Origin of the sequence: Novosphingobium sp. PhB57 (assembly GCF_004342985.1) — a bacterium.
GTDB lineage: Bacteria > Pseudomonadota > Alphaproteobacteria > Sphingomonadales > Sphingomonadaceae > Novosphingobium.
Genome location: NZ_SMBO01000001.1, coordinates 1,370,053 through 1,391,374, shown reverse-complemented (window position 1 = coordinate 1,391,374; position 21,322 = coordinate 1,370,053). Strand labels below are relative to the sequence as shown.

Genomic DNA, 21,322 nt, shown 5'->3' with positions numbered 1-21,322 from the left:
CGCTTCGGCGCAGCGGCCTGCAACTTCCAGCGCCCTGGTCCGGTTTCTTGTTCGTGTAGACGGCGGATTTCTGCCGAAACCGAAAAGGAGTACCGATCATGGGCGAACTGAAGGACACCATCAAGGGTCTGGGCAACGAGATTGCCGGCAACGCCAAGCAGGCCGCGGGCAAGGCTCGCAACGACCCGGCCCAGCAGGCTGAAGGCAAGGCCCAGGAAACCAAGGGCGAGCTTCAGCAGGGCGTTGGCAAGGTCAAGGGCGCCCTCGGCGACCGGATCTGACCACGCGCCTCGGCTCCATGCCGAAGCGTTCGAAAAGGGTCGCCCAAGGGCGGCCCTTTTTCGTTTGGGCCTCGATCGCCGCGATGGCAGAAAACCGAGGAATCTTCGCCTGTTAAAGGTCGTTCATGGCCTGCCTGGCAGCCGTACCGTCCCGGATCGGGATGTCTCTTTCGGGCGAGTGGTCAAAGGTAAACAATGTCTTAAGGTGCGTCCCATGTGGAGCATGTCAAGACGCGCACTCGTCCTCACCCATGAGCGGGCCGGCCATCCCTTCCGGCGCTCTCTGCCTCGTCATGTCTTCCGGGGCATGCGGCCCCCTGCCGTGGAGGCCGCGGAAAATGCCGAGGCCCGGACCGCTTGGGAAATGACCGGCGGAGACTGGCGCAGTTTCCTCTCGGCCTATTGCGTGAGCCTGGCTGCCGTGGTCGCCTTCATCGCCTGAAGGGCCTGGCCCAGATCGGGCTGGAGATCAGGGACGCCTCGCGGCGCGCTCGGCCCTGTACAGCAGGTATCCCAGCCAGGCCGAAGCGACGCAGCACAGCGCCACGACCATAAGCTGGGTGACCACGGGCAGGCCCAGCAGCGACATGAGCCCGGTGGCGATGGCACCGACCACCATGGCGCCCGAATTCACGATATTGTTGGCCGCGATGGTGCGGGCGGTCTGCGACTTGTCGACGAAAGTCGTCAGGAAGGCGTAGAGCGGCACCACGAACATGCCCCCGCTCACGGCGATGCCGAGCAGGGTGAGCAGCAGCGGCACGGCCAGCGGCTGGACCACGAACGTGCCCACGTTCATCAGCACTTCCGGCCCTTCGTGTGGCGGCCAGATCGCGCAGACTTCCTGGAACGCCAGCAGGAACAGGCCCATGCCGATCACCGATAGCGGCGACCAGCGCGCGGAAACGGTACCCTTGAGCAGGGCATTGATCGCTACCGAACCGATGGCGACGCCCACCGAGAAGATCACCAAGAACAGGCTGGCCACTTCCTTGCTGGCATGAAGCATGTTCTTGGCGAGGGGCGGGAACTGAATGAACAGCACGGTGCCGATCGCCCAGAAGAAGCTGATGGAGCAGATCGCCAGGTAGACCCGGCGGTCCTTCATCGTCGTGCGCACCAGGTGGATGGAGGAGCGGATGACGTGGTAGTCGATCGGCTCCGGCTTGCCCTGCGGCGGTGCGGGCGGCACCTGGCGGCCCGCGAAATAGCCCAGGCCGGCGATGATCACCACGGTGATGGCAGCGGTATCCACGCTGATCCAGCCCGCCACGATCGTGCCGGCCAGTACGGCGATATAGGTCCCGGCCTCCACCAGCCCGGTGCCTGAGAGCACTTCGTCATCGCGCAAGTGCTGGGGGAGGATCGCGTACTTGATCGGGCCGAAGAACGTCGAATGGATGCCCATGGCGAACAGCGCCAGCAGCATCAGCGGGATGGCCACCGTGTGCAGCGCGATACCCTGCCAGGCGAGCGCAAGCCCGGTCCCGCCGACCACCATGATGATGATCTCGCAGAACTTGACGATGCGGATGATTCGCGACTTGTCCCGCATGTCGGCCATCTGGCCGGCGAGGGCGGAGAGCAGGAAGAAGGGGATTACGAAGATGCCGGAAGCGAGCGCGCTGAACCGGGCCTCGGCGGTTTCCGAATTGTAGACGCCGTAGACGACGAAAAGCACCATCGCGTTCTTGAACAGGTTGTCGTTGAACGCGCCAAGCAACTGGGTGACGAAGAGGGGCAGGAATCGTCTTGCCCGGATGAGTTGGGAGGTCGTGGTCATGTCGGAAAAATTCGGCGGCCTCGCTTCATCGTTGCGGCGACACTTAATGCGGTAGGGCGAGGGCACAACCCCTGTAGGCGCCGACCCGGCCTTTTTTGCCGGGGTGCGGCCGCCTGCGGGCCCTGTGGAAATGCCCCGGCAACAAACACCGCCACGCCGATCGAGGCAAGGCCGAGGTGGTCGGGCGGAAATGACGCGGCACCCGATCACAAGCCAATTCTCAAACGCGAGAATCGACGCTATGGGCTAGAGAACATGCTGACCTTGCCGAATATCCTCACGCTCTCGCGGATCGTCACGCTCCCCCTGCTGGGCTTCCTGCTGTGGTGGCCCCGATGGGAATTCGGCTATGGCCTTGCCTTCGGCATCTACTGCCTGATGGGCATAACCGACTATTTCGACGGTTATCTCGCCCGGTCGAGCGGCACGGTGTCGAAACTGGGCGTGTTCCTCGATCCGATCGCGGACAAGATCATGGTCGCCACGGTGATCCTGGTGCTGACGGCGCAGGGGATTCTCACCGGGCCCTACGTCGGCGACATGCATGTGATCGCCGGTCTCATCATCCTGGTGCGTGAGATTGCCGTATCCGGCCTGCGAGAGTTCCTGGGCGGGCTTCAGGTTTCCGTGCCCGTAAGCCGCCTTGCCAAGTGGAAGACCACGTTCCAGCTGGTTTCGCTCGGCGCCCTGATCCTGGGCGCGGCGATGCCATGGTGGAACGTCGACCTGGGCGCGGTGGAGGTCAATATCCCGCATACCGTCGGGCTGACCACGCTCTGGGCCGCGGCCGCGTTGACGCTCATCACCGGCTGGGACTATCTGCGCGTCGGCCTGAAGCACATGGACTGAAGGCCCGCGCCTGCCTCGTTTTCGGCGGCGCTCTATTGCAAAATTGGCTATCGGGCTTGAACTCGTTGCGTTTGGCACAAGCGCGCTGACCCGGCAGGGCGCTCCGGTTCGGGGGGACTCTTCATGAAGGATAATCCCATCTCCGCGTCGCCTCGTTCCAACCCCGCCTCATTTCGCAAGCTGCCGCCCGGTGAGGAACAGGGCGGAGCACCGGGCGGCGGATCTGGCCGCGAGCGCGCGTTCGGCCCCTCCATGGTCTTTGCCCTGGCCGTTTCCGCCGGGCTGACCGTGGCCAATATCTATTATGGCCAGCCCATGCTCGGGTTGATGGAGCGCGATTTTTCCGGCGCTGCGATCACCTACGTCCCAACCGCGACTCAGCTCGGCTATGCGGGTGGATTGCTGCTGCTGGTGCCTCTGGGGGACCTGCTGGAGCGAAAGCGGCTCATCGTGCTGCAGTGCCTGGCGCTCTCGGTCGCGCTGGCGCTGGTCGCGCTCGCGCCCACGGGCGGCACGGTGCTGGCGGCCTCGCTTGTCGTCGGCCTGCTTGCCTCGGTGGCGCAGCAGATCGTTCCGCTCGCCGCCAATCTCGCGCCTGAAGACAAGCGTGGTGCCGTGGTCGGCTCGGTCATGGCCGGGTTGCTCTGCGGCATTCTGCTGAGCCGAACCCTGGCCGGCTTCGTCGGCGCGGCTTTCGGCTGGCGCGCGATGTTCTGGCTGGCGGTGCCTCTGGCGCTGCTGACCGCCGGGCTGATGGCCTGGCAGCTTCCGCGCAGCCGTCCGCAATCGGGCGGGCTCGGCTACCTGGGGCTGATCGCCTCGCTGCGCGATCTCTGGCGCGAATTTCCCGCGCTGCGCCTGGCGACATTCACCCAGTGCACCCAGTTCGGCGTGTTCAGCGTGTTCTGGACGATCCTGGCGCTGCACTTGCAGGAGCCGCGTTTCGGCCTCGGTTCGGAAGTGGCGGGGCTGTTCGGCGTGCTCGGGGCGGCCGGCGTCCTGGCCGCGCCCGTCGCGGGACGGATCGCGGACCGACGCGGCCCTCATCCGGTGATCGTCGCAGCCAGCGCCCTCACGCTGGTGTCCTGGCTCGTGTTCGGTTTCTGGACCTCGATCATCGGCCTGGTGGTCGGCGTGCTGCTTCTCGACTTCGCGATCCAGGCGAGCCAGATCTCCAACCAGAGCATCATCTACGCCCTGCGCCCGGAGGCGCGCTCGCGGATCAACACCGTCTACATGGCCTCGATGTTCTTCGCCGGCTCGGCCAGTTCCGGCGCGGCGACCGTGGCGTGGCACAATTGGGGCTGGACCGGCGTCGTCGTGCTCGGCACCGGAATCGCGGCACTGGGGCTGGGTCTTCAGACCTTGCGGCGCAAGGCCTGATTTCCCGGATCGCGCGCCCGGGAGCGGGGGCGCGGCTTATCCGGCGCGCAACTCATCCGCGAGCAAACGGAATTCCTCGGCCCGGGGCGAGTTCTTGCGCCAGACCAGCGCGATCTCCCGGTTGGCATTGGGGGAGAGCAGCGGGCGGGCCACGACGTTGGTGCCGTTCAGAATGCCGGCATCGATCGCCATTTCCGGCAGCATCGTCAGCCCGAGGCCGTTGTCGACCATCTGCACCAGCGTATGGAGCGAGGTGCCGATCATCGTTGCCGAAGCGCGCAGTTCCGGGCGGTTGCAGGCTGCAAGTGCATGGTCCTTGAGGCAGTGGCCGTCTTCCAGCAGCAGCAGGCGGTGCTCGTCGATCACCTCGGGGCCGACTTCGGCCGGCGGATTGCGCGGATCGTCGTTGGGGAAGGCGACGAAGAAGGCGTCAAGTTCGATGGTCTCCTTCTCGACCTCGCCGGTGGCATAGGGCAGCGCCAGGAGCACGCAGTCGGCGCGGCCGTGGTGCAGCGATTCGATGGCGGCCTGGCTGGGCTCCTCGCGCAGGAACAGCTTGAGGTTCGGGCGCTCGCGGCGCAAGCGCGGGAGCATGCGGGGCAGCAAGAACGGCGCGATCGTGGGGATCACGCTCATGCGCACTTCGCCGGAGAGCGGCTTGCCGCTGGACTGGACGAGGTCGGAGAGTTCTTCGGTCTCGCGCAGGATGCGGTGCGCCTTGGCCACCACGGCATTACCGAGCGGCGTGAAGCGCACCGCGCGCTTGGTGCGCTCCACCAGAGTGACCCCCAGCAGCGCTTCGAGATCGCGCAGGCCGGCGGACAGGGTCGATTGCGAGACGAAGCAGGCATCGGCGGCACGGCCGAAATGCCCGTGTTCGTGCAGGGCGACGAGGTACTGGAGCTGCTTGAGCGTGGGCTGGTATACGGTCACGCGCCGGCTATCGCATGAACGCGGCAGGTTCGCCAAGCGTTTGCTTTTGTTGAACGTGCTTCCGGAAGAAGGCGGAAAGGCGCATCGTCCCGGATCGGGTCCGGGACGATGGACTTTTGCCGTGCCTTATTCTTCCGTTGCGGCGGCGTCCGAAGGCTCGTCCGAGGCCTCGTCCGTCGGTTCGTCCTCGACGCGGGTCATCTTGAGCTTGCCGTTCTCGACCGCGAACGCGAGCTTGCCTTCAACGAGGTCCAGCGCATCGCGGCCGAACACGCCGTAGCGCCAGCCTTCGAGAATCGGCAGTTTCTTGCGCACGCCGGCGGCCAGCAGTTCGAGATCCTCGCTGCGGGCCAGCAGGCGGGCGGCAACGTCGATCTCGCGCGCGCGGATCTTGAGCAGCAGCTTGAGCAGGTCAGCGACGAGCGCGCCTTCCTTGCCGAGCGGCGCGCCCTTGGGCGTGCGCGGGGGCAATTCGTCGTCTGCCAGCGGCTCGGCCTTGGCGATGGTGTTCATCAGGCGCTTGCCGATGTCGTTGTCCTTCCAGCCCTGCGAAAGACCGCGCACTTTGGCGAGGTCGGACTGCTGCTTGGGCGGGTGGCTGGCGATATCGGCCAGCGTTTCGTCACGGGCGATACGGCCGCGCGGGATGTTCTTGCCCTGCGCTTCGTGCTCGCGCCACTCGGCAATGGCCTTGAGGCGGCCGAGCATCGTCGGGTTGCGGCCGGCGGCCTTGATCCGCTTCCACGCCTGGGCGGGATCGTTGCGGTAGTGCTCAGGATCGGCGAGCTTTTCCATTTCCTGGTCGAGCCACTCGCCGCGCCCGGTCTTCATCAGGCGCTTGAGGATCTTGGGGAAGATCTTGGAGAGGTGAGTGACATCGCCGATCGCATATTCGATCTGCCGCTCGGTCAGCGGGCGGCGCGACCAGTCGGTGAAGCGGGCGCCCTTGTCGATGGTGAGACCCATCCACGATTCGACCAGGTTCGAATAGCCGATCTGTTCGGACTGGCTGATCGCCATCATCGCGATCTGCGTATCGAAGATCGGATGCGGCGTGCGGCCGGTGGCGTTGTAGATGATTTCCACGTCCTGCCCGCCGGCGTGGAAGACCTTCAGGACCTCCTCGTTGTCGGTCAGCAAGTCGAGCAGGGGCGTCATGTCGAGCCCAACTGCCATCGGATCGATCGCGGCCGCTTCCTCGGTATTGGCGATCTGCACGAGGCAGAGTTCCGGCCAATAGGTGTTCTCGCGCATGAACTCGGTGTCGACCGCCACGAAATCGGATTTCGCAAGGCGTTCGCACAGCGCGGCGAGGTCTTCGGTCTTCGTTATCAGAGGGTGGATTTTCATTTCGACCGTGGCGGTAACGCGAACAGGGCGGGGGATCAATGTTTCCAGCCCGTCAAATTCTCCGACAAATGACGAAAATGCCTATTTCTTGCGCCGCAGGCCTCCGAAAACCCTGTTCAGGAGGCTCGGGCTCGTCTCTGCGTCGAGTTCGGCGATGCTTTCCTGGGTTACCAGCCGGCGGCGAAGCTGCGTGCCGGTGACGTGCAGGCCCGGCGGCGGCAGGTGCCAGGCTTCGGGCCAGGTTTCGGAATTGTCGCCGGGAATCGCCGCGGCCTGTTCGGCGGGGCGCTGGGCGTCTTTCGCCGGCTCGGACGGCGCCGCGGGAGGCGCGTTGCGGGGCGGTCCTTCGGCGGCGGCGAGCGCCGCTGCCTCGAAGCCCGGATAGCCGCCGTCGCTGCCGACGAGGAGGGCCATGGGCCGCGGCAAGCCCTCGGCCATGGCCGCGTCACGGATGGCCTGATGAGTCAGCACCGCGAGATGGCAGGCCCCGACGATGCAGGCACGCTGTTCCTCGATGGTGGCCATGCCGCTTTCGCAGAGTTTGCCTATCGCGGCGATCACGGCGTGGAGGTCCTCCAGGCCGGTGACGTTCAGCGTATCGCCATTGTCTTCCGCAGCGCCCTGCCACGCCGGGCTGTCGGCCCCGCAGGCCGCCGCCAGGTCGAGTCGGCCGGCGCGAGAGAAGGGCCAGGCGCGGTCGGTATAGAAAGCGGTTTCGTAGAAGGGCCGCCCGGTCTCGGTCGGTCCCTGGCAGATGTCGATGCCGATCGCGGTGATCGGGTCTCCGGGCCGGTCGAGTTCGCCGATCCGCTCGATCAGGCGCGGCCAGCCGCTGACGGAAACGTCCTGCGCAGCGATGAACCGGAAACGCGCGGGCAGGGGGAGGCCTTCGCCGCAGAGAAAGACGAGTTCGTCCTTGAGGCGGCGCGCGGCTTCGTCGGCCCGGCCCTCGCGGAGCATGGCCTCGATCGCGGTGCGGAACTGATTCTCCGGAATACCGTCGATCGTGACGGTGCCCGAAGCCTGCGCATTGTCCATGTGATCCATCGGCAAGACCCGTTTTGCCGATGGGTATGGACCCGCAATGGTTTATTTCAGGTTAGCGCCCGCGCGCCTGGTCGAGAGATAGGAACGGGAATCCACGAGGATTCCACAAGCCACCTGGCGCTGGACGCGCATGACGGTCCGATCTCTTCTGGAAATCGCCGCGCCACTCGACTAGGGGCCTCGGCTTGCAACTCAATTCCGATCAGAAGAAGCGCGAGCCCGCCATGACTCATCCCTATCGCTCCCACACCTGCGGCGCCCTGACCGCTGCCGAGGTCGGCCAGACCGTTCGCCTCTCGGGCTGGGTGCATCGCAAGCGCGATCACGGCGGCGTTCTCTTCGTCGACCTGCGCGATCACTACGGCATGACCCAGGTGGTGGCCGATACCGACAGCGCGGCGCTGGAACTGCTCGATTCGCTGCGCGTCGAATCGGTCGTGACGATCGAGGGCGTGGTGAAGGCCCGCACCGAATCCACGGTGAACGCCAATCTCGCCACCGGCGCGATCGAGGTCTACGCCCGTTCCGCCACGGTGATCAGCCGCGCCGAGGAGCTGCCGATGCCGGTGGCCGGCGAGCAGGAATATCCCGAGGATATCCGCCTGCGCTATCGCTTCCTCGACCTGCGCCGCGACACGCTGCACGCCAACATCGTCAAGCGCACCAAGGTCATCTCGGACATGCGCCGCAAGATGGAAGGCATCGGCTTCACCGAATATTCGACGCCGATCCTCACCGCTTCCAGCCCCGAAGGCGCGCGCGACTTCCTGGTGCCGAGCCGCATCCACCCCGGCAAGTTCTACGCGCTGCCGCAGGCGCCGCAGCAGTACAAGCAGCTGCTGATGGTCGCCGGGTTCGACCGCTATTTCCAGATCGCCCCCTGCTTCCGCGACGAAGATCCGCGCGCAGACCGTCTGCCGGGCGAGTTCTACCAGCTCGATCTCGAGATGAGCTTCGTGACCCAGGAAGAAGTCTGGGAAACCATGGAGCCGGTGCTCCAGAGCGTCTTCGCCGACTTCGCCGAGGGCAAGCCGGTGACGCCGGCCGGTGAATTCCGCCGCATTCCGCATGCCCAGTCGATGCTGGACTACGGTTCGGACAAGCCTGACCTGCGCAACCCGCTGATCATCAAGGACGTGACCGAACACTTCGTCGAATCGGGCTTCGGCATCTTCGCCGGCATCGTCGCGAACGGCGGCGTGATCCGCGCGATCCCGGCTCCGGGCGCTGGCGCCGGCAGCCGCAAGTTCTTCGACGAGATGAACGTCTGGGCGCGCGGCGAGGGCTATTCGGGCCTTGGCTACATCAACATCAAGGACGGCGTCCCCGGCGGCCCGATCGCCAAGAACCACGGCGAGGAAAAGACCGCCGCGCTGGTCGCAGCGCTGGGTCTCGGCCCGAACGACGGCGTGTTCTTCGCCGCCGGCAAGGAAGAGCAGGCCGCCAAGCTGGCCGGTCTTGCCCGCATCCGCACCGGCGAGCAGCTCGACCTGATCGACAAGGACCGCTTCGAGCTGTGCTGGATCGTCGACTTCCCGTTCTTCGAATGGGACGAGGACAACAAGAAGGTCGATTTCGCGCACAACCCGTTCTCGATGCCGCAAGGCGGCATGGAAGCGCTGGAGGGCCAGGACCCGCTGACGATCAAGGCGTTCCAGTACGATCTCGTCTGCAACGGCTACGAGATCGCCTCGGGCTCGATCCGCAACCAATCGCCCGAACTGATGGTCAAGGCCTTCGAAATGGTGGGCCTGACCAAGCAGGACGTGGAAGATCGCTTCGGCGGCCTCTACCGAGCCTTCCAGTACGGCGCGCCGCCGCACGGCGGCATGGCGGCCGGCGTGGACCGCATCGTGATGCTGCTCTGCGGGGCGCAGAACCTGCGTGAAATCACGCTGTTCCCGATGAACCAGCGCGCCGAAGACCTGCTGATGGGCGCGCCGAGCCCGGCCGAATCCAGGCAGCTGCGCGAACTGCACATGCGTGTCGTGGAACCGCAGAAGAGCTGAGTTCGTTCGAATTTTTGCATGGCGGCGGGGTTTGCTCCGCCGCCTCAACCGTCACGATGCAGCCCCGTTTTCGGGAAACAATCTGGAAACAGGGACGCGTCGTGGATAAATCGGGCCATGACGCTTGTACGTCGTGATCCTAACTTGCGTGCGAGGCTTGCCAGCGCGGCCCCCAGTCATTAGGGCGGCAGGCGAGATTTCACACCTCGCGAATTTTTGAAGGGGTTTATTCAATGAGCGATACCGCCGATCGGGTTAAGAAGATCGTCGTCGAACACCTGGGCGTCGAAGCCGACAAGGTGACGGAAGAAGCAAGCTTCATCGACGATCTGGGCGCTGACTCGCTCGACATCGTCGAGCTGGTCATGGCGTTCGAAGAAGAATTCGGCGTCGAAATCCCCGACGATGCTGCCGAGAAGATCAGCACCGTCTCGGATGCCATCAAGTACATCGAAGAGAACAAGGGCTGAGCCCGGCTTTTCGGCTACTCTCGCGCAGGCCGGCCAGGTGTCGGCGCGCGGGCGGCTGTGATCCCGGTTCATAACCGGATTGAACTCGACAGGCTCGACCTCTAAGGGGGCGGGCCTGTTGCCGTTTCTGCAGGCTGGTTTGCACCGGCCGCATTTTCGGCCAAATTGCTTTTTCGGAGAGCATGAATGCGTCGTGTTGTCGTCACTGGACTTGGTCTTGTCACCCCGCTCGGGGCCGACGTGGAGACCGCCTGGGCCAACATCCTTGCGAGCAAGAGCGGGGCAGGGCCGATCACCCGCTTCGATGCCTCGGACCAGAAGTGCCAGATCGCCTGCGAGGTGAAGCCGGCCGACCACGAATATGGTTTCGACGCCAACAAGCGCGTCGACCACAAGGTCCAGCGCCAGGTCGATCCTTTCATCGTCTACGGCATCGACGCCGCGGGCCAGGCGCTGGAAGACGCCGGCCTCACCGACATGAGCGAGGAAGACAAGCTCATGGCCGGCTGCTCGATCGGTTCGGGCATCGGCGGGCTGCCGGGCATCGAAAGCGAATCGCTGGTGCTGGCCGAAAAGGGCCCGGGCCGCGTATCGCCGCACTTCGTGCACGGGCGCCTCATCAACCTGATCTCGGGCCAGGTCTCGATCAAGTACGGCCTCAAGGGCCCGAACCACGCGGTCGTCACCGCCTGCTCCACCGGCGCCCACTCGATCGGCGACGCGGCGCGCATGATCAAGGACGGCGATGCCGACATCATGTTGGCGGGCGGCGCCGAATCCACCGTCTGCCCGATCGGCATTGCCGGTTTCGCACAGGCCCGTGCGCTCAACAGCAGCTACAACGACCGCCCCGAACAGGCGAGCCGCCCTTACGACAAGGATCGTGACGGCTTCGTCATGGGCGAGGGCGCGGGCGTTCTCGTGCTGGAAGAGTACGAGCATGCCAAGGCGCGCGGCGCCAAGATCTACTGCGAAGTGATCGGCTACGGCCTTTCGGGCGATGCCTTCCACGTCACCGCGCCGGAGCCCACTGGCGACGGTGCCTATCGCTCGATGGCGATGGCGCTGAAGAAGGCGGGCATGACCCCGGCCGACATCGACTACATCAACGCCCACGGCACTTCGACGATGGCCGACACCATCGAACTGGGCGCCGTGCGCCGCCTGTTCGGCGATGACATCGGCGGCGTTTCGATGAGCTCGACCAAGTCGGCCATCGGCCACTTGCTCGGCGGTGCCGGTGCGGTGGAATCGATCTTCTGCATCCTGGCGCTGCGCGACCAGATCGTGCCGCCCACGCTCAATCTCGACAATCCGGACGAGGGCTGCGAAGGCGTCGATCTGGTGCCGCACGTCGCCAAGAAGCGCGAAGTGCGCGCCGTGCTGAACAATTCGTTCGGCTTCGGCGGTACCAATGCCAGCCTGGTGATGCGCAAGATCGACTGATCGAGAAGGACTGAAGGCGATGATGTCGCGGCGCAACTGGATACTCGTCGCGGCCATCGGCCTGGTGGCGGCGATCGCCCTGTGGTCCTTCGTGGGAGGCTGGTACGGATCCGGCCCGCTCAAGAAGGACCAGCATTTTCTCGTTCCGGCCGGAGCCAGCCTCTCGGCCGTGGCGGAACGGATGGAAAAGCAGGGCGTGATCCGCAGCGCGCGCGGCTTCACGCTGCGTGCCCGCGTCTTCGGCGGCGGCAGCGGCATCAAGGCGGGCGAGTTCGCCATTCCCGCCCATGCCAGTGCTTCGCGCGTGCTGGCGATCATCTCCAGCGACGACATGGTCCGCCGCTTCGTGATGGTGCCCGAGGGCATGCCCTCGATCATGGTCTACGAGCGCCTGAACGCGCAGGAGCACCTCAGCGGCGACGTTTCGACGCCGAACGAGGGGTCCGTCCTGCCCGACAGTTATGCCTACGAAAATGGCGAACCGCGCGCGGCCCTGCTGCGGCGCATGCAAGGGGCCATGACGAAGACCCTGGCAGAGCTTTGGGCCAAGCGGGCGTCAGGTCTGGTCGTCAAGACGCCGGAACAGGCGCTGATCCTGGCCTCCATCGTTGAGAAGGAAACCGGCAAGCCTTCCGAACGCGGCATGGTGGCGGGGCTCTACTCCAACCGCCTGCGCATCGGCATGCCGCTCCAGGCCGACCCGACGATCATCTATCCGATCACCAAGGGCAAGCCGCTAGGCCGCCGCATCCGCCAGTCGGAAATCCGCGCCGTCAACGATTACAACACCTACACGATGGCCGGTCTGCCCAAGCATCCCATCACCAATCCCGGCCGCGAATCGATTGCCGCCGTGCTCAATCCGGCGAAGACCGACGCGCTCTACATGGTGGCGGACGGTACCGGCGGGCACGTTTTCGCTGCGACCCTTTCGGAGCACAATGAAAACGTGAAGAAGTGGTTCGCGATCCGCCGGTCGCGCGGCGAGATCTGACGGCGCGGGCGCTACTTCAGCGTCCCGTCCGCGCGCTTGCGGCGGGCGTAGACCGTCGAAGCGAGGGCGACCGCCACGATCAGCAGTGGAAACACGGCGGAGGAAGGCCCCTTGGCGCCGAGCAGGTGGAAGCCGAGGAAGGTCCAGCCGAACTGGATCACCACGGCGACAAGCGACAGCGCGAACAGCGCCCAGGCCCAGCCGCGCCGCATCAGCAGGACGATCGCGCCGATGGTACCGCTCGACACGGCAACGGCGTAAGCTGCCCAGACCCAGCCGGGCATTGCGCGAAAGGCCTGCGCCTGCACCGGATCGCGCAGCGCAATCTCGTCGAGATTGGCAGTCGCCTGCATGAGATAGGCGGCATCGCCCAGAAGATTCCACAAGAGTATGAGAACGGCGATGACCCGGAACTTTCTCATGCCCGCTTCCTTTCGCGCAGGACGGTGAATGGGCGATTTTGCCTTGGCGCCAAGGCCCTGACAACCGTTACGGCGGGGGAGGGCGCGGCAATGAAGGAGCAGACTGCATGAACCGCGAGGGAGAGGTCCTGCCGCCGGAGCGCAAGCCGAATGCGCCGCTGCTCGTCACGGCGGAACTGCCTGCCGATGTTCTGGACTGGGCGGACGGCCTGCGCCGCGCGCACTATCCTGCCGAACGGAACCGCCTTCGCGCCCACGTCACTCTGTTCCATGCCCTTCCGCCGCGCGTGGAGGCCGAATTGCTGCAGGTCCTCGGGACGCTCGCCCGCGCAAGCAGGCCGCAAGCGCAGATCGCCGGCGTGATGAAGCTAGGCGGCGGCACGGCGATCGCCATCGAATCGCCGGAGATGGTCGAATTGCATGCCCAGATCGCAGAGCGCATGTACGGGCTGCTCACCGATCAGGACAGTCGGCCCCTGCGGCTTCACATCACGATCCAGAACAAGGTGGAACTAGCCGCCGCCCGCGCGCTCCAGACCGATCTGGAACCGCGTCTGCGCCCGGTAACCTTCCGTTTCCGCGGCTTCGGCCTCCATGCCTGGGAGGACGGATTGTGGCGCCCGATCCGCTCGATAGCTTTTCGCAGCTAAAAGCATTTTTGGGTGTTGACCGATGGAAACCTTACCCCTAGAGGACGCGGCCTGCCCAGCAGCAATGCGAGGCACCGGATCTGGCCCCCACGCGGCGGCCCTGGTTTGGCGGAGTAGCTCAGCTGGTTAGAGCAGCGGAATCATAATCCGCGTGTCGGGGGTTCGAGTCCCTCCTCCGCTACCATTACTTTTTCATAGAAATATTTATTTAGCCGAACCTTAGCGGCTTCACACGTTCAGCTGGCGCGATTGTCGTGGTCTTCGGACCAGCGGCGTGCTTCGGCGAGGGCGGTTCGGGTGGCGGCGCCGATTATGGGTTGGACCGGAACGATGTGCACGTTGCTGGAAGGCAGCAGTTTTCCCGATCGGCGGAATTGTTCGGCCAGGCCGTCGCTGACGCCGCTGAGGTAGAGCGTGCCGCCTTGCTTCGACAGTCGGTGGGCGTAGTCGTCAAGCACTTCGATCAGGGTGGCGTCCACGGCGCTGTGGCCGCGCATGCGTAGGATGACTGCGGGCTCTTCCGCTCCGGCGGGATCCGGCAGGTTTTCCTGAAGGGTCCGCGCTCCCGCGAAGAACAGGCTGCCCCAGACGTCGAGGACGAGGATCTGGTGGCTGGCGAGGGCGGCCGGCGGGGGCTGTTCCTCCGCCTGTCCGTCAGGTCGCTGCACCACCATCCGCATGGACACGTCCGTGGCCGAGGACGAGACGAAATAGACGATCGTCACCAGTACCCCGATGCCGACTGCTACGGGGATGGATAGGGCCAGGCAGGCGCTGAAAGTCGCGACGATGGCGAGCCGCGCGCCGCCTCCCACGCGCCAGATGGAGAGTGCCTCACGCCAATTGATCGCGCTCGCTCCAGCGCTGACCATCAGCGCGGCGAGGCCGCTCGTCGGGACCAGGCCGACCAGATTGGGGATGAGCAGGATGAAGACCAGCAGCCAGATCCCCGCGCTGATGCCGGCCCAGCGGGTCGCGGCGCCGAGGCTGACGTTGAGGGCGGTCTGGCTGACCGACCCGCCTACGCCGATCCCCGACATCAGGCTGCTCGCGCAATTGGCGGCGCCTTGCGCCATCATGTCGCGGGAGACGTTCGCGCGGCGGCCGTGGGCGACGGCAAGGCCCTGGCTGACCCCGGCACCCTGTATCGCCACGACCACGGCGATGGCGAAAGCCGATCCGACGAGGTCGAGCGTCAAGCTGTCCAGCGCCGGCAGGCGCGGCAGCGGGAACCCGCGCGGAATGGGGCTGCCGCTGGCGACAGTGGGAACGTCGCTCCATCCCAGTGCCGCCATCGAGAGCGTCGGGACGGCCAGTGCGAGGAGGGGGGACCAGAGGCTGAGCCGTGTGCGGCGCAGTATCAGCAGCAGCGCCAGAGTGGAGAGGCCGATAATCGCGGTATGAGGCGCGATCCGGCCCATATGGAACAGCCGCGAGAGCAGGGGGCCGACTTCGGCGGGCGGCTGCGGAGAATAGCCAATCAGCGTGGGCAATTGCGAGAGGATCAGCATCACCGCCACGCCCAGCATGAAGCCGGTCATCACTGCATGGGAGACGAAGCGCACGAGCCGGCCAGCCTGTAACAGTCCGAACAGGACCAGGAAGCCGCCGGACAGCAGGACCAGCAGCATCAGTGCGCTGGTGCGCGCTTCGCCGGAGAACGCTGCAAGCGCCTCTGCGGCCATGACGGCGGAAGCGCTGGTGGTCGCGACGATCATCAACCGGCTGCTCGTCAGCATGCCGCCGACTGCTGGGCCGATCGCGGCGGCATAGAGGCCGGCAACCGGGTTCACGCCGATCAGCGCGGCGGTTGCGAGGCCATCGGGAAGGGCCACGACCGCGTCGACCAGCCCCGCCAGCGGATCGCGGATCCAGCCTCTGCGCCCGGGCGATGTGTCCTGGGCTGTGCCGCTGGTGTCAGCTTCGGACATCGGCTTGGCTCGCGCATCAGTTTCTACAGGACAGCACGCTATCGACTCCTCGCCCCGAGGCTATGGGGGCTTTCCCTGTGGCCATAGGGGCACAGCCCGGAAGGGCGCGAGGGCACGCGGATCCGCTGCGCAACTCGATGATCGTGCGTGTGGGCGCTGCAGCATGTCCGGGGCGTTCGACGCACCCTTTCAGGCAGGAAATGGCGATCGGGTTTCCGCGAGGTCCGGTTTTCAGCAACGTTTGCAGGCGATGCGCCTGGCCTGCGCCGATGCTGCAGGACAGAAAAGTTCAGTTGCCACGTTAGCTAATTGGCGGTGTTGGAAACAATATCACAATAAGTAAAGAGCTATACGGGTAATTACGGAGGCGCGAAAAACCTATCCATTGTGGTTAGTCATGGACTTGGAATAATACAGCTAGAGAATCATACTTAGTTACGCTATTGATCCGAAGCGCAAATTGCTGCGTACTCACGGGGGCTGTGCGTATGACGAACCCGAAAATCGATTGCAGCGGCGTCGTAGTCAAGATGCCGCTCGTAAAGAACCTCAGCTATGATGAGAACCGTGCTACTGTCCTGAGCGGGTTAATCCAGGCGCTGCCGCTCGATGTCTTCGTAGTGGCGCCGAGCGGCAAGGTGGTCCTTGCCAATCTTACCGATGCAGCGCTTGCGGTGCTGGGCATGGACTTCGCCCAGAGCGTCAATTCATCGTTCGAGAGCGTGCTGGAGCAGCTTCCTCTCGACCAGGAATCCCGATCGGACATTCGCGGGCACATCGTTCGCATCCTGGGCGGAAGCCTGCTGTCCGTCAGCCGCAGCTATCCCATGCTGACCTCGCGCGGGGGGGAACTGGGCGTCCAGATCACGAGCATTGCCGAGCCCTTCGGCATGATCCTGGTCGTGCTCAAGACCGGCCGCAAGGCAGGGGAGCGGCTGACGCGGCGGGCGCAGCAGGCCAGAATTCTCCTGGCGCAGGAAGAAGAGCGCCGCCGGATCGCGCGCGACCTTCATGACGGCACCGCGCAGCACCTCGCGCTGGCGCAAGTCATGCTGGAGACGGTGCGCAAGGCGCGGACTTTCGATGCCATCGAGGAAGCCTGTATCGACATCGAAAGCGCGCTCAGCACCGCGCAGCATCAAATGCGCACGCTCAGCTACGTCCTGCACCCGCCGGAACTGTCGTCTGGGGGCATCTACGAGGCGCTGGGAGCCTTCGTCAGGGGTTTTGCGCGGCGCACGGGGCTGGACGTTCGTTTCCAGAACCTTGCCGGGCGTCTGCGGCCCTCGGCCGATCTCGAGATTGCGCTGTACCGCGTCGCGCAGGAAGCGCTGGTCAACGTGGGCAAGCATGCCTTCGCCCATACCGTGGAAGTGCGCCTGACGACGGTGGCCAAGCATCTCGTGCTGGAAGTAGAGGACGACGGGATCGGCATTCCCAGCGACATCATCGAAGGACGCCGCCGCGAGGCCATGGGCGTGGGATTGTCAGGGATGCGTGAGCGCGTGGAGGCGCTGGGCGGTATCTTTTGCGTGGAGCGGCGCGCCAATGGCACGCACATCGGCGCCTATTTCCCGCAGCGGCGCCAGACCGATGCTGCGGCGAACGCGGTCAAGGCTCAACGATATTGTTCCGAACCGCATAAAGCACGAGTTCCGCCGTCGTCCTGAGCTTCAGCTTGTGCATGGCGGCGGCGCGGTGGGTTTCCACCGTCTTCACGCTGATGCCCAGCATATGGGCGATCTGCTTGTTCAGCTTGCCTTCCGCGATCAGCTGCACGATCTCGCGTTCGCGCGCGGTGAGCATGATGCTCTTGTCGGTAGAGTGGTTGGTATCGATGAAGTGTTCCAGCAGCGTTTCCGAAATCGCGCCGGAAAAGTACGGCTTGCGTTTCGCCAGGGCCTTGGCCGCAGAGACCAGATGCACGCCGCTGTCCGACTTGAGGACATAGCCGCGGGCACCGGCGCGCAGGACATCTATCAGGATGCTTTCGCGATCGTGCATCGTGTAGATCAGTATTTCGGTGCGCGGCAGCTCGTGCTTGATCGCGCGGGTCAGTTCGAGGCCGTTCATCAGCGGCAGCGAGTAATCCAGGATGGCGATGTCCGGCTTGGTTTCCACCGCCAGGTTCAGCGCCTCGCGGCCATCGGCCGCTTCCCCCACGACCTGGAAATCGGCATGCGATTCCAGCAAGGTCCGAACGCCCTGGCGCATCGCCTGATGATCGTCAGCGATAAGGATTCTGCTTGTGATCGGGCGCATTCGACCCCCCCTTTTTCTAGCGGCGTTGCAGGTGCCATCGGTTGGCTGCGGGTCTATCTTCGTTCCGTCATGACCCCGTTCAATCGGGAGTTTCCCTAGCATTCCGGCATAAGTTCTCCACAATTCCGACGAACGGCGAACGCAGATGCAAAGGCACTTTTCCAAGTCGAACCGATCTCCTGAATTTTCAGGAGAGGTTCGCCTTTGAAGCCGGGCCGGATATTGATATTAAATATTTGAAAAATAGCCAGAGGTTCAAAAGGTAAATCGAGAACATTCTACCGGACTAGTGTAAGCTTTCATGTCTGGTCTGGCAAAAACGACTGCCGCTTTGCTCGATGTCGCATGGTGGAATGTATCGCGCGATAACATTGCTATCGATTTCATCCAGCGATCCTCCCGGCAGGTTTGCCCGACTGCCGCGGCGTAGTCGCCGGAGCCGCCCTTCGGGAAGGGCAACTCCGGCGACCTGCTCCACCGGCGCGGGACCGAGGGGGTACATGAGCCTCACCCCGGCGGATTGACGATGACGTAGGTAACCCCGGAGGATTGGTACTGCGGGCGATACCAGATGTTGTTGCAGCTGAAGTAGGTCACGTCGCCGCGCACCACTTTCGGGCAGTTGGAAGGGAGTGTGTAGACCACCGAGCCGACGGTCGTGCTCTGGATGACGACCGTGTCCGGCTGGCTGGAACTGGCGACCACGGCTGCAGTGGTGCCGGCGACGATGCCGACGGCCGCAGCATCCCAGAAGGGATCGTCGTAGTATCCCCAGCCCCAACCCCAGCCGGGCGGCGGGGGTGGCGGCGGCGGTCCCGGACGAGGTCCTGGTCCCGGGTGAGGTCCAGGTCCCGGGCCAGGCCCAGGATGCGGTCCGGGGCCGGGTCCAGGGCCAGGGCCAGGGCCGGGGTTAGGTCCAGGGTTAGGTCCGGGGCCGGGATGCGGACCGGGGCCGGGTTCGGGTCTTCCGCCGCCGCCGCCATCGGGATGCGGCACGGGATGCTCGCGCGGGATGTCGGGATTGCGGATGCCGCCGCCGCCGCTGCCGGGGGCATGGAAGTTGCTGCGGCCCTGAAAGCCTCCGCCGCCGCCCAGCCCGCCGCTCATGCGTCCGCCGCTCATATGCATTCCGCCGCCGCCGAGACGGCGCTGGGCCTCCGCCGGAGCAATCGTCGCCGCAAGGACTGCAAGCGACGTGGCAAGGGCTCCGATCCGAGCGATCCGATGGTTTCGCATGTCAGTTGCCCTCCAGGCTGGAAAGCGCGGCCAGTTGGATCGCGGTGGCGTTCTTGCCCGGAACGAAGGCGAAATCGCGCGCCGTCAGGGCAGGGGCGGTGTTCCAGGTGAGTTCCGCCACGTAAGACGGCCGGATCGGGTTCGACCGGTCTATGATCACGACCTTCAGCGGCACCGGCTTCTTGCCGCGGGCGATCCAGAGCTGCCAGTCGAGATCCTCGCCGCGATAGGCGAACTGGTCGGTTTCCTGCCCGTTGATCCGCGCGAAGCCCACGCGGACGGCCGAAGTGATGCCATCGGTCACGGGATTTTCGGACCAGTAGAACAGATCGGCAAGCGGCAAGTCGATGCCGTAGTCGAGATAGATCTTGTCCACCGTCTGGCGGATCGTCGCCGGGGCGGGCACTTTGGCATAGTAGTTCTGCCGCGGCACGTTCACGGTGAGTGATTTGCCGTCATAGTAATATTCGCGGATCGCGCGGTCCGACTTCAATTGCACGAAGAAGGCGGTGGGCCGCATGACCTTGTAGGTTGCCTCATAGCCGAGATGCACGGCGATATCGGTGTCTTGCAACGTCGATTCCATCGTCGCCTTGGACTGGATCTCGAAGCTCTGCAGCGTCTTGAGATAGTTGCCCATGCCCTTGAGCGCCTGGATGGCCACCGGGTCGAGCGTCTGCGTCGCCGTGCGGGGCCCAGTGGCTGCGGTCGTCGCCGCGTCGGCTGCGGACGGGGTCTGGTCCGCAGCAGCCTGGGCGAGAGCGGGTGTCGCGGCAACCGCGAGCAGCAGCGCCAGCGTGAAGGCTCCGGCGGTAGGCCGGAAGCGCGAAACGGGCATCGGTCACTCCTTTGATGGCTGAACCGTTACAGGGTCACAGTTTCCCTGCGGGCGTCACATCCGGGGAATCCCTCTGATCGCGCTGGAATTGCCTCGGGAGATGCCAGGGCAGTCGGCGCGGCGAACCTCGGGGGCTGTCCATGGGGATGCCCGACAGCCTGCATCAGGGAGATTCCCGATAGCTGAAAGCCATTGCCAGCCGAATAGTTCAGGCCTCGATACAAGGAGAAGGCCATGAACTCGCGAGCGTTGACCCTGGCATGTTGCGCACTGCTGACGGCATCTTGCGCGACCACGCCGAAAGTAACCTTCGACGCCGATCCTACGGCGAATTTTGCCGGTTTCCGGACGTATAGCTGGGCTTACACTGCCGCACCGCAAGGCGTGAACCCGCTGCTTACCCAGCGCGTCAAGACCGCGGTCGAAAGCGAGATGTCCAAGCGCGGCTATACCCAGGCCGGCACCGGCGATTTCGCCATCGGGTTTACCCTTGGTTCGCGTGACCGCGTGGAAGTGTCCTCGCTGGGCTCCTACGGGCCCTATTTCCGTCCCTGGGGCGGCTGGGCCGGGTACAACCAGGTCGATGTGCGCAACGTGACGGACGGGACGCTGACCATCGACGTCTACGACAGCGCGAGCAAGTCGCCGGTGTGGCATGGCACTGCGACGCAGCAGGTGACCAGCAGCAGCGTCACTCAGGAAAAGGTCAATGCGGTGGTGACGGCGGTTCTCGCCAACTTCCCGCCGCCGGCAGGAGCGGCGAAATGACCGGCGAAGCGTTCGAGAACGAACGGGGCATCGCCACCCCCAGGCCTGAGCGGATCGACCTGCCTGCCGTTCCGCCTCTGCCCGACGTTGCCGGAATCTCTTCCGACGAGGCTTCGACCACTTTCTCGCGGTTTCGCAGCAATCTCTCGCGCTTTCGCACGAACCTTTCGGAGCACCGCACGGACCTGTCCGAATTCCGGACCGATCTTTCGCAGCATCGCACGGGTCTTTCCGAAAACCGCACGGAAATGTCGATGCGCCGCACCGGCATGTCCTTCCACCGGACGCGGATGAGCGCCGATCGGACGCTGATGTCCGAGATACGCACTGCGCTGTCGCTCATCGGCTTCGGTTTCACGATCTATCAGGCCTTCGCGAAGCTGCACGAAGCGGGTGTCATCGGCCAAAGCCAGACACCCCGGAACTTCGGCGTTGCGCTTATCGTGCTGGGCATATTGCTGCTGTTCGGCGGCATCGCGCGGCACGTCCAGTTTGCGCTGGAGCTTCGCGCCAGCCGAACGTCCATGACGGGCGACGGGCTGATTCACGGCGAGACGGTGTTTCCGGTTTCGCTTACCCTGGTCGTTGCGGTGCTGCTGGCTATTCTCGGCATAGCGGCGGTGCTGGGGATCGTCTTCAACATCTCGGGGATGAACTGAACCGTGGCATC

Annotated in this window: 21 protein-coding genes and 1 tRNA gene; 13 read left to right on the top strand and 9 right to left on the bottom strand. The window is 64.8% G+C overall.

Annotation, left to right across the window (positions count from 1 at the left end; translation table 11 throughout):
* Positions 1-98: 98 nt before the first annotated feature.
* Entirely contained in the window at positions 99-281 is a 183-nt protein-coding gene (locus EDF58_RS06295) for a CsbD family protein (RefSeq protein ID WP_132263566.1), read from the top strand.
* A 223-nt stretch (positions 282-504) separates the two neighbouring features.
* Entirely contained in the window at positions 505-723 is a 219-nt protein-coding gene (locus EDF58_RS06290) for a hypothetical protein (RefSeq protein ID WP_243654098.1), read from the top strand.
* Between the two features lie 27 nt (positions 724-750).
* On the opposite strand, the gene EDF58_RS06285 is transcribed toward EDF58_RS06290, so the two are convergent.
* Positions 751-2,064 (bottom strand): MFS transporter, encoded by a 1,314-nt coding sequence (locus EDF58_RS06285; RefSeq protein WP_132263562.1) that lies wholly within the window; start codon positions 2,062-2,064, stop codon positions 751-753.
* A 255-nt stretch (positions 2,065-2,319) separates the two neighbouring features.
* Here EDF58_RS06285 and pgsA point away from each other — a divergent pair, with 255 nt between their 5' ends.
* Both pgsA and EDF58_RS06275 read left to right on the top strand, forming a co-directional pair.
* Positions 2,320-2,913, top strand: a complete 594-nt coding sequence (gene pgsA, locus EDF58_RS06280) for a CDP-diacylglycerol--glycerol-3-phosphate 3-phosphatidyltransferase (protein WP_132263560.1) — start codon at positions 2,320-2,322, stop codon at positions 2,911-2,913.
* A 252-nt stretch (positions 2,914-3,165) separates the two neighbouring features.
* Complete coding sequence (locus tag EDF58_RS06275; protein ID WP_132264188.1) at positions 3,166-4,296, top strand: MFS transporter; 1,131 nt, start codon at positions 3,166-3,168, stop codon at positions 4,294-4,296.
* Between the two features lie 36 nt (positions 4,297-4,332).
* Here EDF58_RS06275 and EDF58_RS06270 read toward each other — a convergent pair whose 3' ends face one another.
* The 3 genes from EDF58_RS06270 to EDF58_RS06260 all read right to left on the bottom strand — a co-directional run bounded on the left by EDF58_RS06270 (position 4,333) and on the right by EDF58_RS06260 (position 7,617).
* Positions 4,333-5,229, bottom strand: a complete 897-nt coding sequence (locus EDF58_RS06270; protein WP_132263558.1) for a hydrogen peroxide-inducible genes activator — start codon at positions 5,227-5,229, stop codon at positions 4,333-4,335.
* Positions 5,230-5,355: 126 nt separating this feature from the next.
* Complete coding sequence (rnd, locus tag EDF58_RS06265; RefSeq protein WP_132263556.1) at positions 5,356-6,579, bottom strand: ribonuclease D; 1,224 nt, start codon at positions 6,577-6,579, stop codon at positions 5,356-5,358.
* 81 nt (positions 6,580-6,660) lie between these two features.
* A complete protein-coding gene (locus EDF58_RS06260; protein ID WP_132263554.1) occupies positions 6,661-7,617 on the bottom strand; it encodes a hypothetical protein in 957 nt (318 codons plus the stop codon).
* Positions 7,618-7,850: 233 nt separating this feature from the next.
* On the opposite strand from EDF58_RS06260, the gene aspS reads away from it, so the two are divergent.
* The 4 genes from aspS (at position 7,851) to mltG (ending at position 12,545) form a co-directional block, all read left to right on the top strand.
* Entirely contained in the window at positions 7,851-9,635 is a 1,785-nt protein-coding gene (gene aspS, locus EDF58_RS06255) for an aspartate--tRNA ligase (RefSeq protein ID WP_132264186.1), read from the top strand.
* Between the two features lie 233 nt (positions 9,636-9,868).
* Positions 9,869-10,105, top strand: coding sequence for an acyl carrier protein (locus EDF58_RS06250; protein WP_007013838.1), 237 nt, complete (start codon positions 9,869-9,871; stop codon positions 10,103-10,105).
* Positions 10,106-10,291: 186 nt separating this feature from the next.
* Positions 10,292-11,551 carry a beta-ketoacyl-ACP synthase II gene (fabF, locus tag EDF58_RS06245; protein ID WP_132263552.1) on the top strand — a complete coding sequence of 420 codons (1,260 nt, stop codon included), beginning with the start codon at positions 10,292-10,294 and terminating at the stop codon, positions 11,549-11,551.
* A gap of 19 nt (positions 11,552-11,570) precedes the next feature.
* Positions 11,571-12,545, top strand: a complete 975-nt coding sequence (gene mltG, locus EDF58_RS06240) for an endolytic transglycosylase MltG (RefSeq protein WP_132263550.1) — start codon at positions 11,571-11,573, stop codon at positions 12,543-12,545.
* Between the two features lie 11 nt (positions 12,546-12,556).
* Here the strand turns inward: mltG and EDF58_RS06235 are convergent, their stop codons facing one another.
* Positions 12,557-12,967 (bottom strand): sugar transporter, encoded by a 411-nt coding sequence (locus EDF58_RS06235; protein WP_132263548.1) that lies wholly within the window; start codon positions 12,965-12,967, stop codon positions 12,557-12,559.
* Between the two features lie 107 nt (positions 12,968-13,074).
* Here EDF58_RS06235 and EDF58_RS06230 point away from each other — a divergent pair, with 107 nt between their 5' ends.
* Both EDF58_RS06230 and EDF58_RS06225 read left to right on the top strand, forming a co-directional pair.
* Entirely contained in the window at positions 13,075-13,617 is a 543-nt protein-coding gene (locus tag EDF58_RS06230; protein WP_132263546.1) for a 2'-5' RNA ligase family protein, read from the top strand.
* A gap of 107 nt (positions 13,618-13,724) precedes the next feature.
* A tRNA-Met gene (locus tag EDF58_RS06225) sits at positions 13,725-13,801 on the top strand.
* A gap of 52 nt (positions 13,802-13,853) precedes the next feature.
* Here EDF58_RS06225 and EDF58_RS06220 read toward each other — a convergent pair.
* Entirely contained in the window at positions 13,854-15,548 is a 1,695-nt protein-coding gene (locus EDF58_RS06220) for a SulP family inorganic anion transporter (protein ID WP_132263544.1), read from the bottom strand.
* Positions 15,549-16,036: 488 nt separating this feature from the next.
* Between EDF58_RS06220 and EDF58_RS06215 the strand changes: the two genes are divergently transcribed.
* A complete protein-coding gene (locus EDF58_RS06215) occupies positions 16,037-17,218 on the top strand; it encodes a sensor histidine kinase (RefSeq protein ID WP_132263542.1) in 1,182 nt (393 codons plus the stop codon).
* Here the strand turns inward: EDF58_RS06215 and EDF58_RS06210 are convergent.
* The 3 genes from EDF58_RS06210 to EDF58_RS06200 form a co-directional block, all read right to left on the bottom strand.
* The gene (locus EDF58_RS06210; protein WP_132263540.1) at positions 17,160-17,810 is read right to left on the bottom strand and encodes a response regulator transcription factor; all 651 of its coding nucleotides are present in this window, start codon (positions 17,808-17,810) and stop codon (positions 17,160-17,162) included. The genes EDF58_RS06215 and EDF58_RS06210 overlap by 59 nt on opposite strands.
* A gap of 507 nt (positions 17,811-18,317) precedes the next feature.
* The gene (locus EDF58_RS26075; protein WP_207912821.1) at positions 18,318-19,046 is read right to left on the bottom strand and encodes a hypothetical protein; all 729 of its coding nucleotides are present in this window, start codon (positions 19,044-19,046) and stop codon (positions 18,318-18,320) included.
* A 1-nt stretch (position 19,047) separates the two neighbouring features.
* A complete protein-coding gene (locus EDF58_RS06200; protein ID WP_132263536.1) occupies positions 19,048-19,884 on the bottom strand; it encodes a DUF2092 domain-containing protein in 837 nt (278 codons plus the stop codon).
* A gap of 234 nt (positions 19,885-20,118) precedes the next feature.
* Here EDF58_RS06200 and EDF58_RS06195 point away from each other — a divergent pair, with 234 nt between their 5' ends.
* Together EDF58_RS06195 and EDF58_RS06190 are read left to right on the top strand one after the other, a co-directional pair.
* On the top strand, positions 20,119-20,652 hold the full coding sequence (locus tag EDF58_RS06195) for a DUF4136 domain-containing protein (protein WP_132263534.1): 534 nt from the start codon (positions 20,119-20,121) through the stop codon (positions 20,650-20,652).
* A complete protein-coding gene (locus EDF58_RS06190; RefSeq protein ID WP_132263532.1) occupies positions 20,649-21,311 on the top strand; it encodes a DUF202 domain-containing protein in 663 nt (220 codons plus the stop codon). The genes EDF58_RS06195 and EDF58_RS06190 overlap by 4 nt, the downstream gene beginning before the upstream one ends.
* Positions 21,312-21,322 lie beyond the last annotated feature (11 nt).

Coding starts and splice junctions, on each gene's coding strand:
- EDF58_RS06295 (WP_132263566.1), top strand. CDS start 99: ATGGGCGAACTGAAGGACACCATCAAGGGTCTGGGCAACGAGATTGCC.
- EDF58_RS06290 (WP_243654098.1), top strand. CDS start 505: ATGTCAAGACGCGCACTCGTCCTCACCCATGAGCGGGCCGGCCATCCC.
- EDF58_RS06285 (WP_132263562.1), bottom strand. CDS start 2,064: ATGACCACGACCTCCCAACTCATCCGGGCAAGACGATTCCTGCCCCTC.
- pgsA (WP_132263560.1), top strand. CDS start 2,320: ATGCTGACCTTGCCGAATATCCTCACGCTCTCGCGGATCGTCACGCTC.
- EDF58_RS06275 (WP_132264188.1), top strand. CDS start 3,166: ATGGTCTTTGCCCTGGCCGTTTCCGCCGGGCTGACCGTGGCCAATATC.
- rnd (WP_132263556.1), bottom strand. CDS start 6,579: ATGAAAATCCACCCTCTGATAACGAAGACCGAAGACCTCGCCGCGCTG.
- EDF58_RS06260 (WP_132263554.1), bottom strand. CDS start 7,617: ATGGACAATGCGCAGGCTTCGGGCACCGTCACGATCGACGGTATTCCG.
- aspS (WP_132264186.1), top strand. CDS start 7,851: ATGACTCATCCCTATCGCTCCCACACCTGCGGCGCCCTGACCGCTGCC.
- EDF58_RS06250 (WP_007013838.1), top strand. CDS start 9,869: ATGAGCGATACCGCCGATCGGGTTAAGAAGATCGTCGTCGAACACCTG.
- fabF (WP_132263552.1), top strand. CDS start 10,292: ATGCGTCGTGTTGTCGTCACTGGACTTGGTCTTGTCACCCCGCTCGGG.
- mltG (WP_132263550.1), top strand. CDS start 11,571: ATGATGTCGCGGCGCAACTGGATACTCGTCGCGGCCATCGGCCTGGTG.
- EDF58_RS06235 (WP_132263548.1), bottom strand. CDS start 12,967: ATGAGAAAGTTCCGGGTCATCGCCGTTCTCATACTCTTGTGGAATCTT.
- EDF58_RS06230 (WP_132263546.1), top strand. CDS start 13,075: ATGAACCGCGAGGGAGAGGTCCTGCCGCCGGAGCGCAAGCCGAATGCG.
- EDF58_RS06220 (WP_132263544.1), bottom strand. CDS start 15,548: ATGTCCGAAGCTGACACCAGCGGCACAGCCCAGGACACATCGCCCGGG.
- EDF58_RS06215 (WP_132263542.1), top strand. CDS start 16,037: ATGACGAACCCGAAAATCGATTGCAGCGGCGTCGTAGTCAAGATGCCG.
- EDF58_RS06210 (WP_132263540.1), bottom strand. CDS start 17,810: ATGCGCCCGATCACAAGCAGAATCCTTATCGCTGACGATCATCAGGCG.
- EDF58_RS26075 (WP_207912821.1), bottom strand. CDS start 19,046: ATGCGAAACCATCGGATCGCTCGGATCGGAGCCCTTGCCACGTCGCTT.
- EDF58_RS06200 (WP_132263536.1), bottom strand. CDS start 19,884: ATGCCCGTTTCGCGCTTCCGGCCTACCGCCGGAGCCTTCACGCTGGCG.
- EDF58_RS06195 (WP_132263534.1), top strand. CDS start 20,119: ATGAACTCGCGAGCGTTGACCCTGGCATGTTGCGCACTGCTGACGGCA.
- EDF58_RS06190 (WP_132263532.1), top strand. CDS start 20,649: ATGACCGGCGAAGCGTTCGAGAACGAACGGGGCATCGCCACCCCCAGG.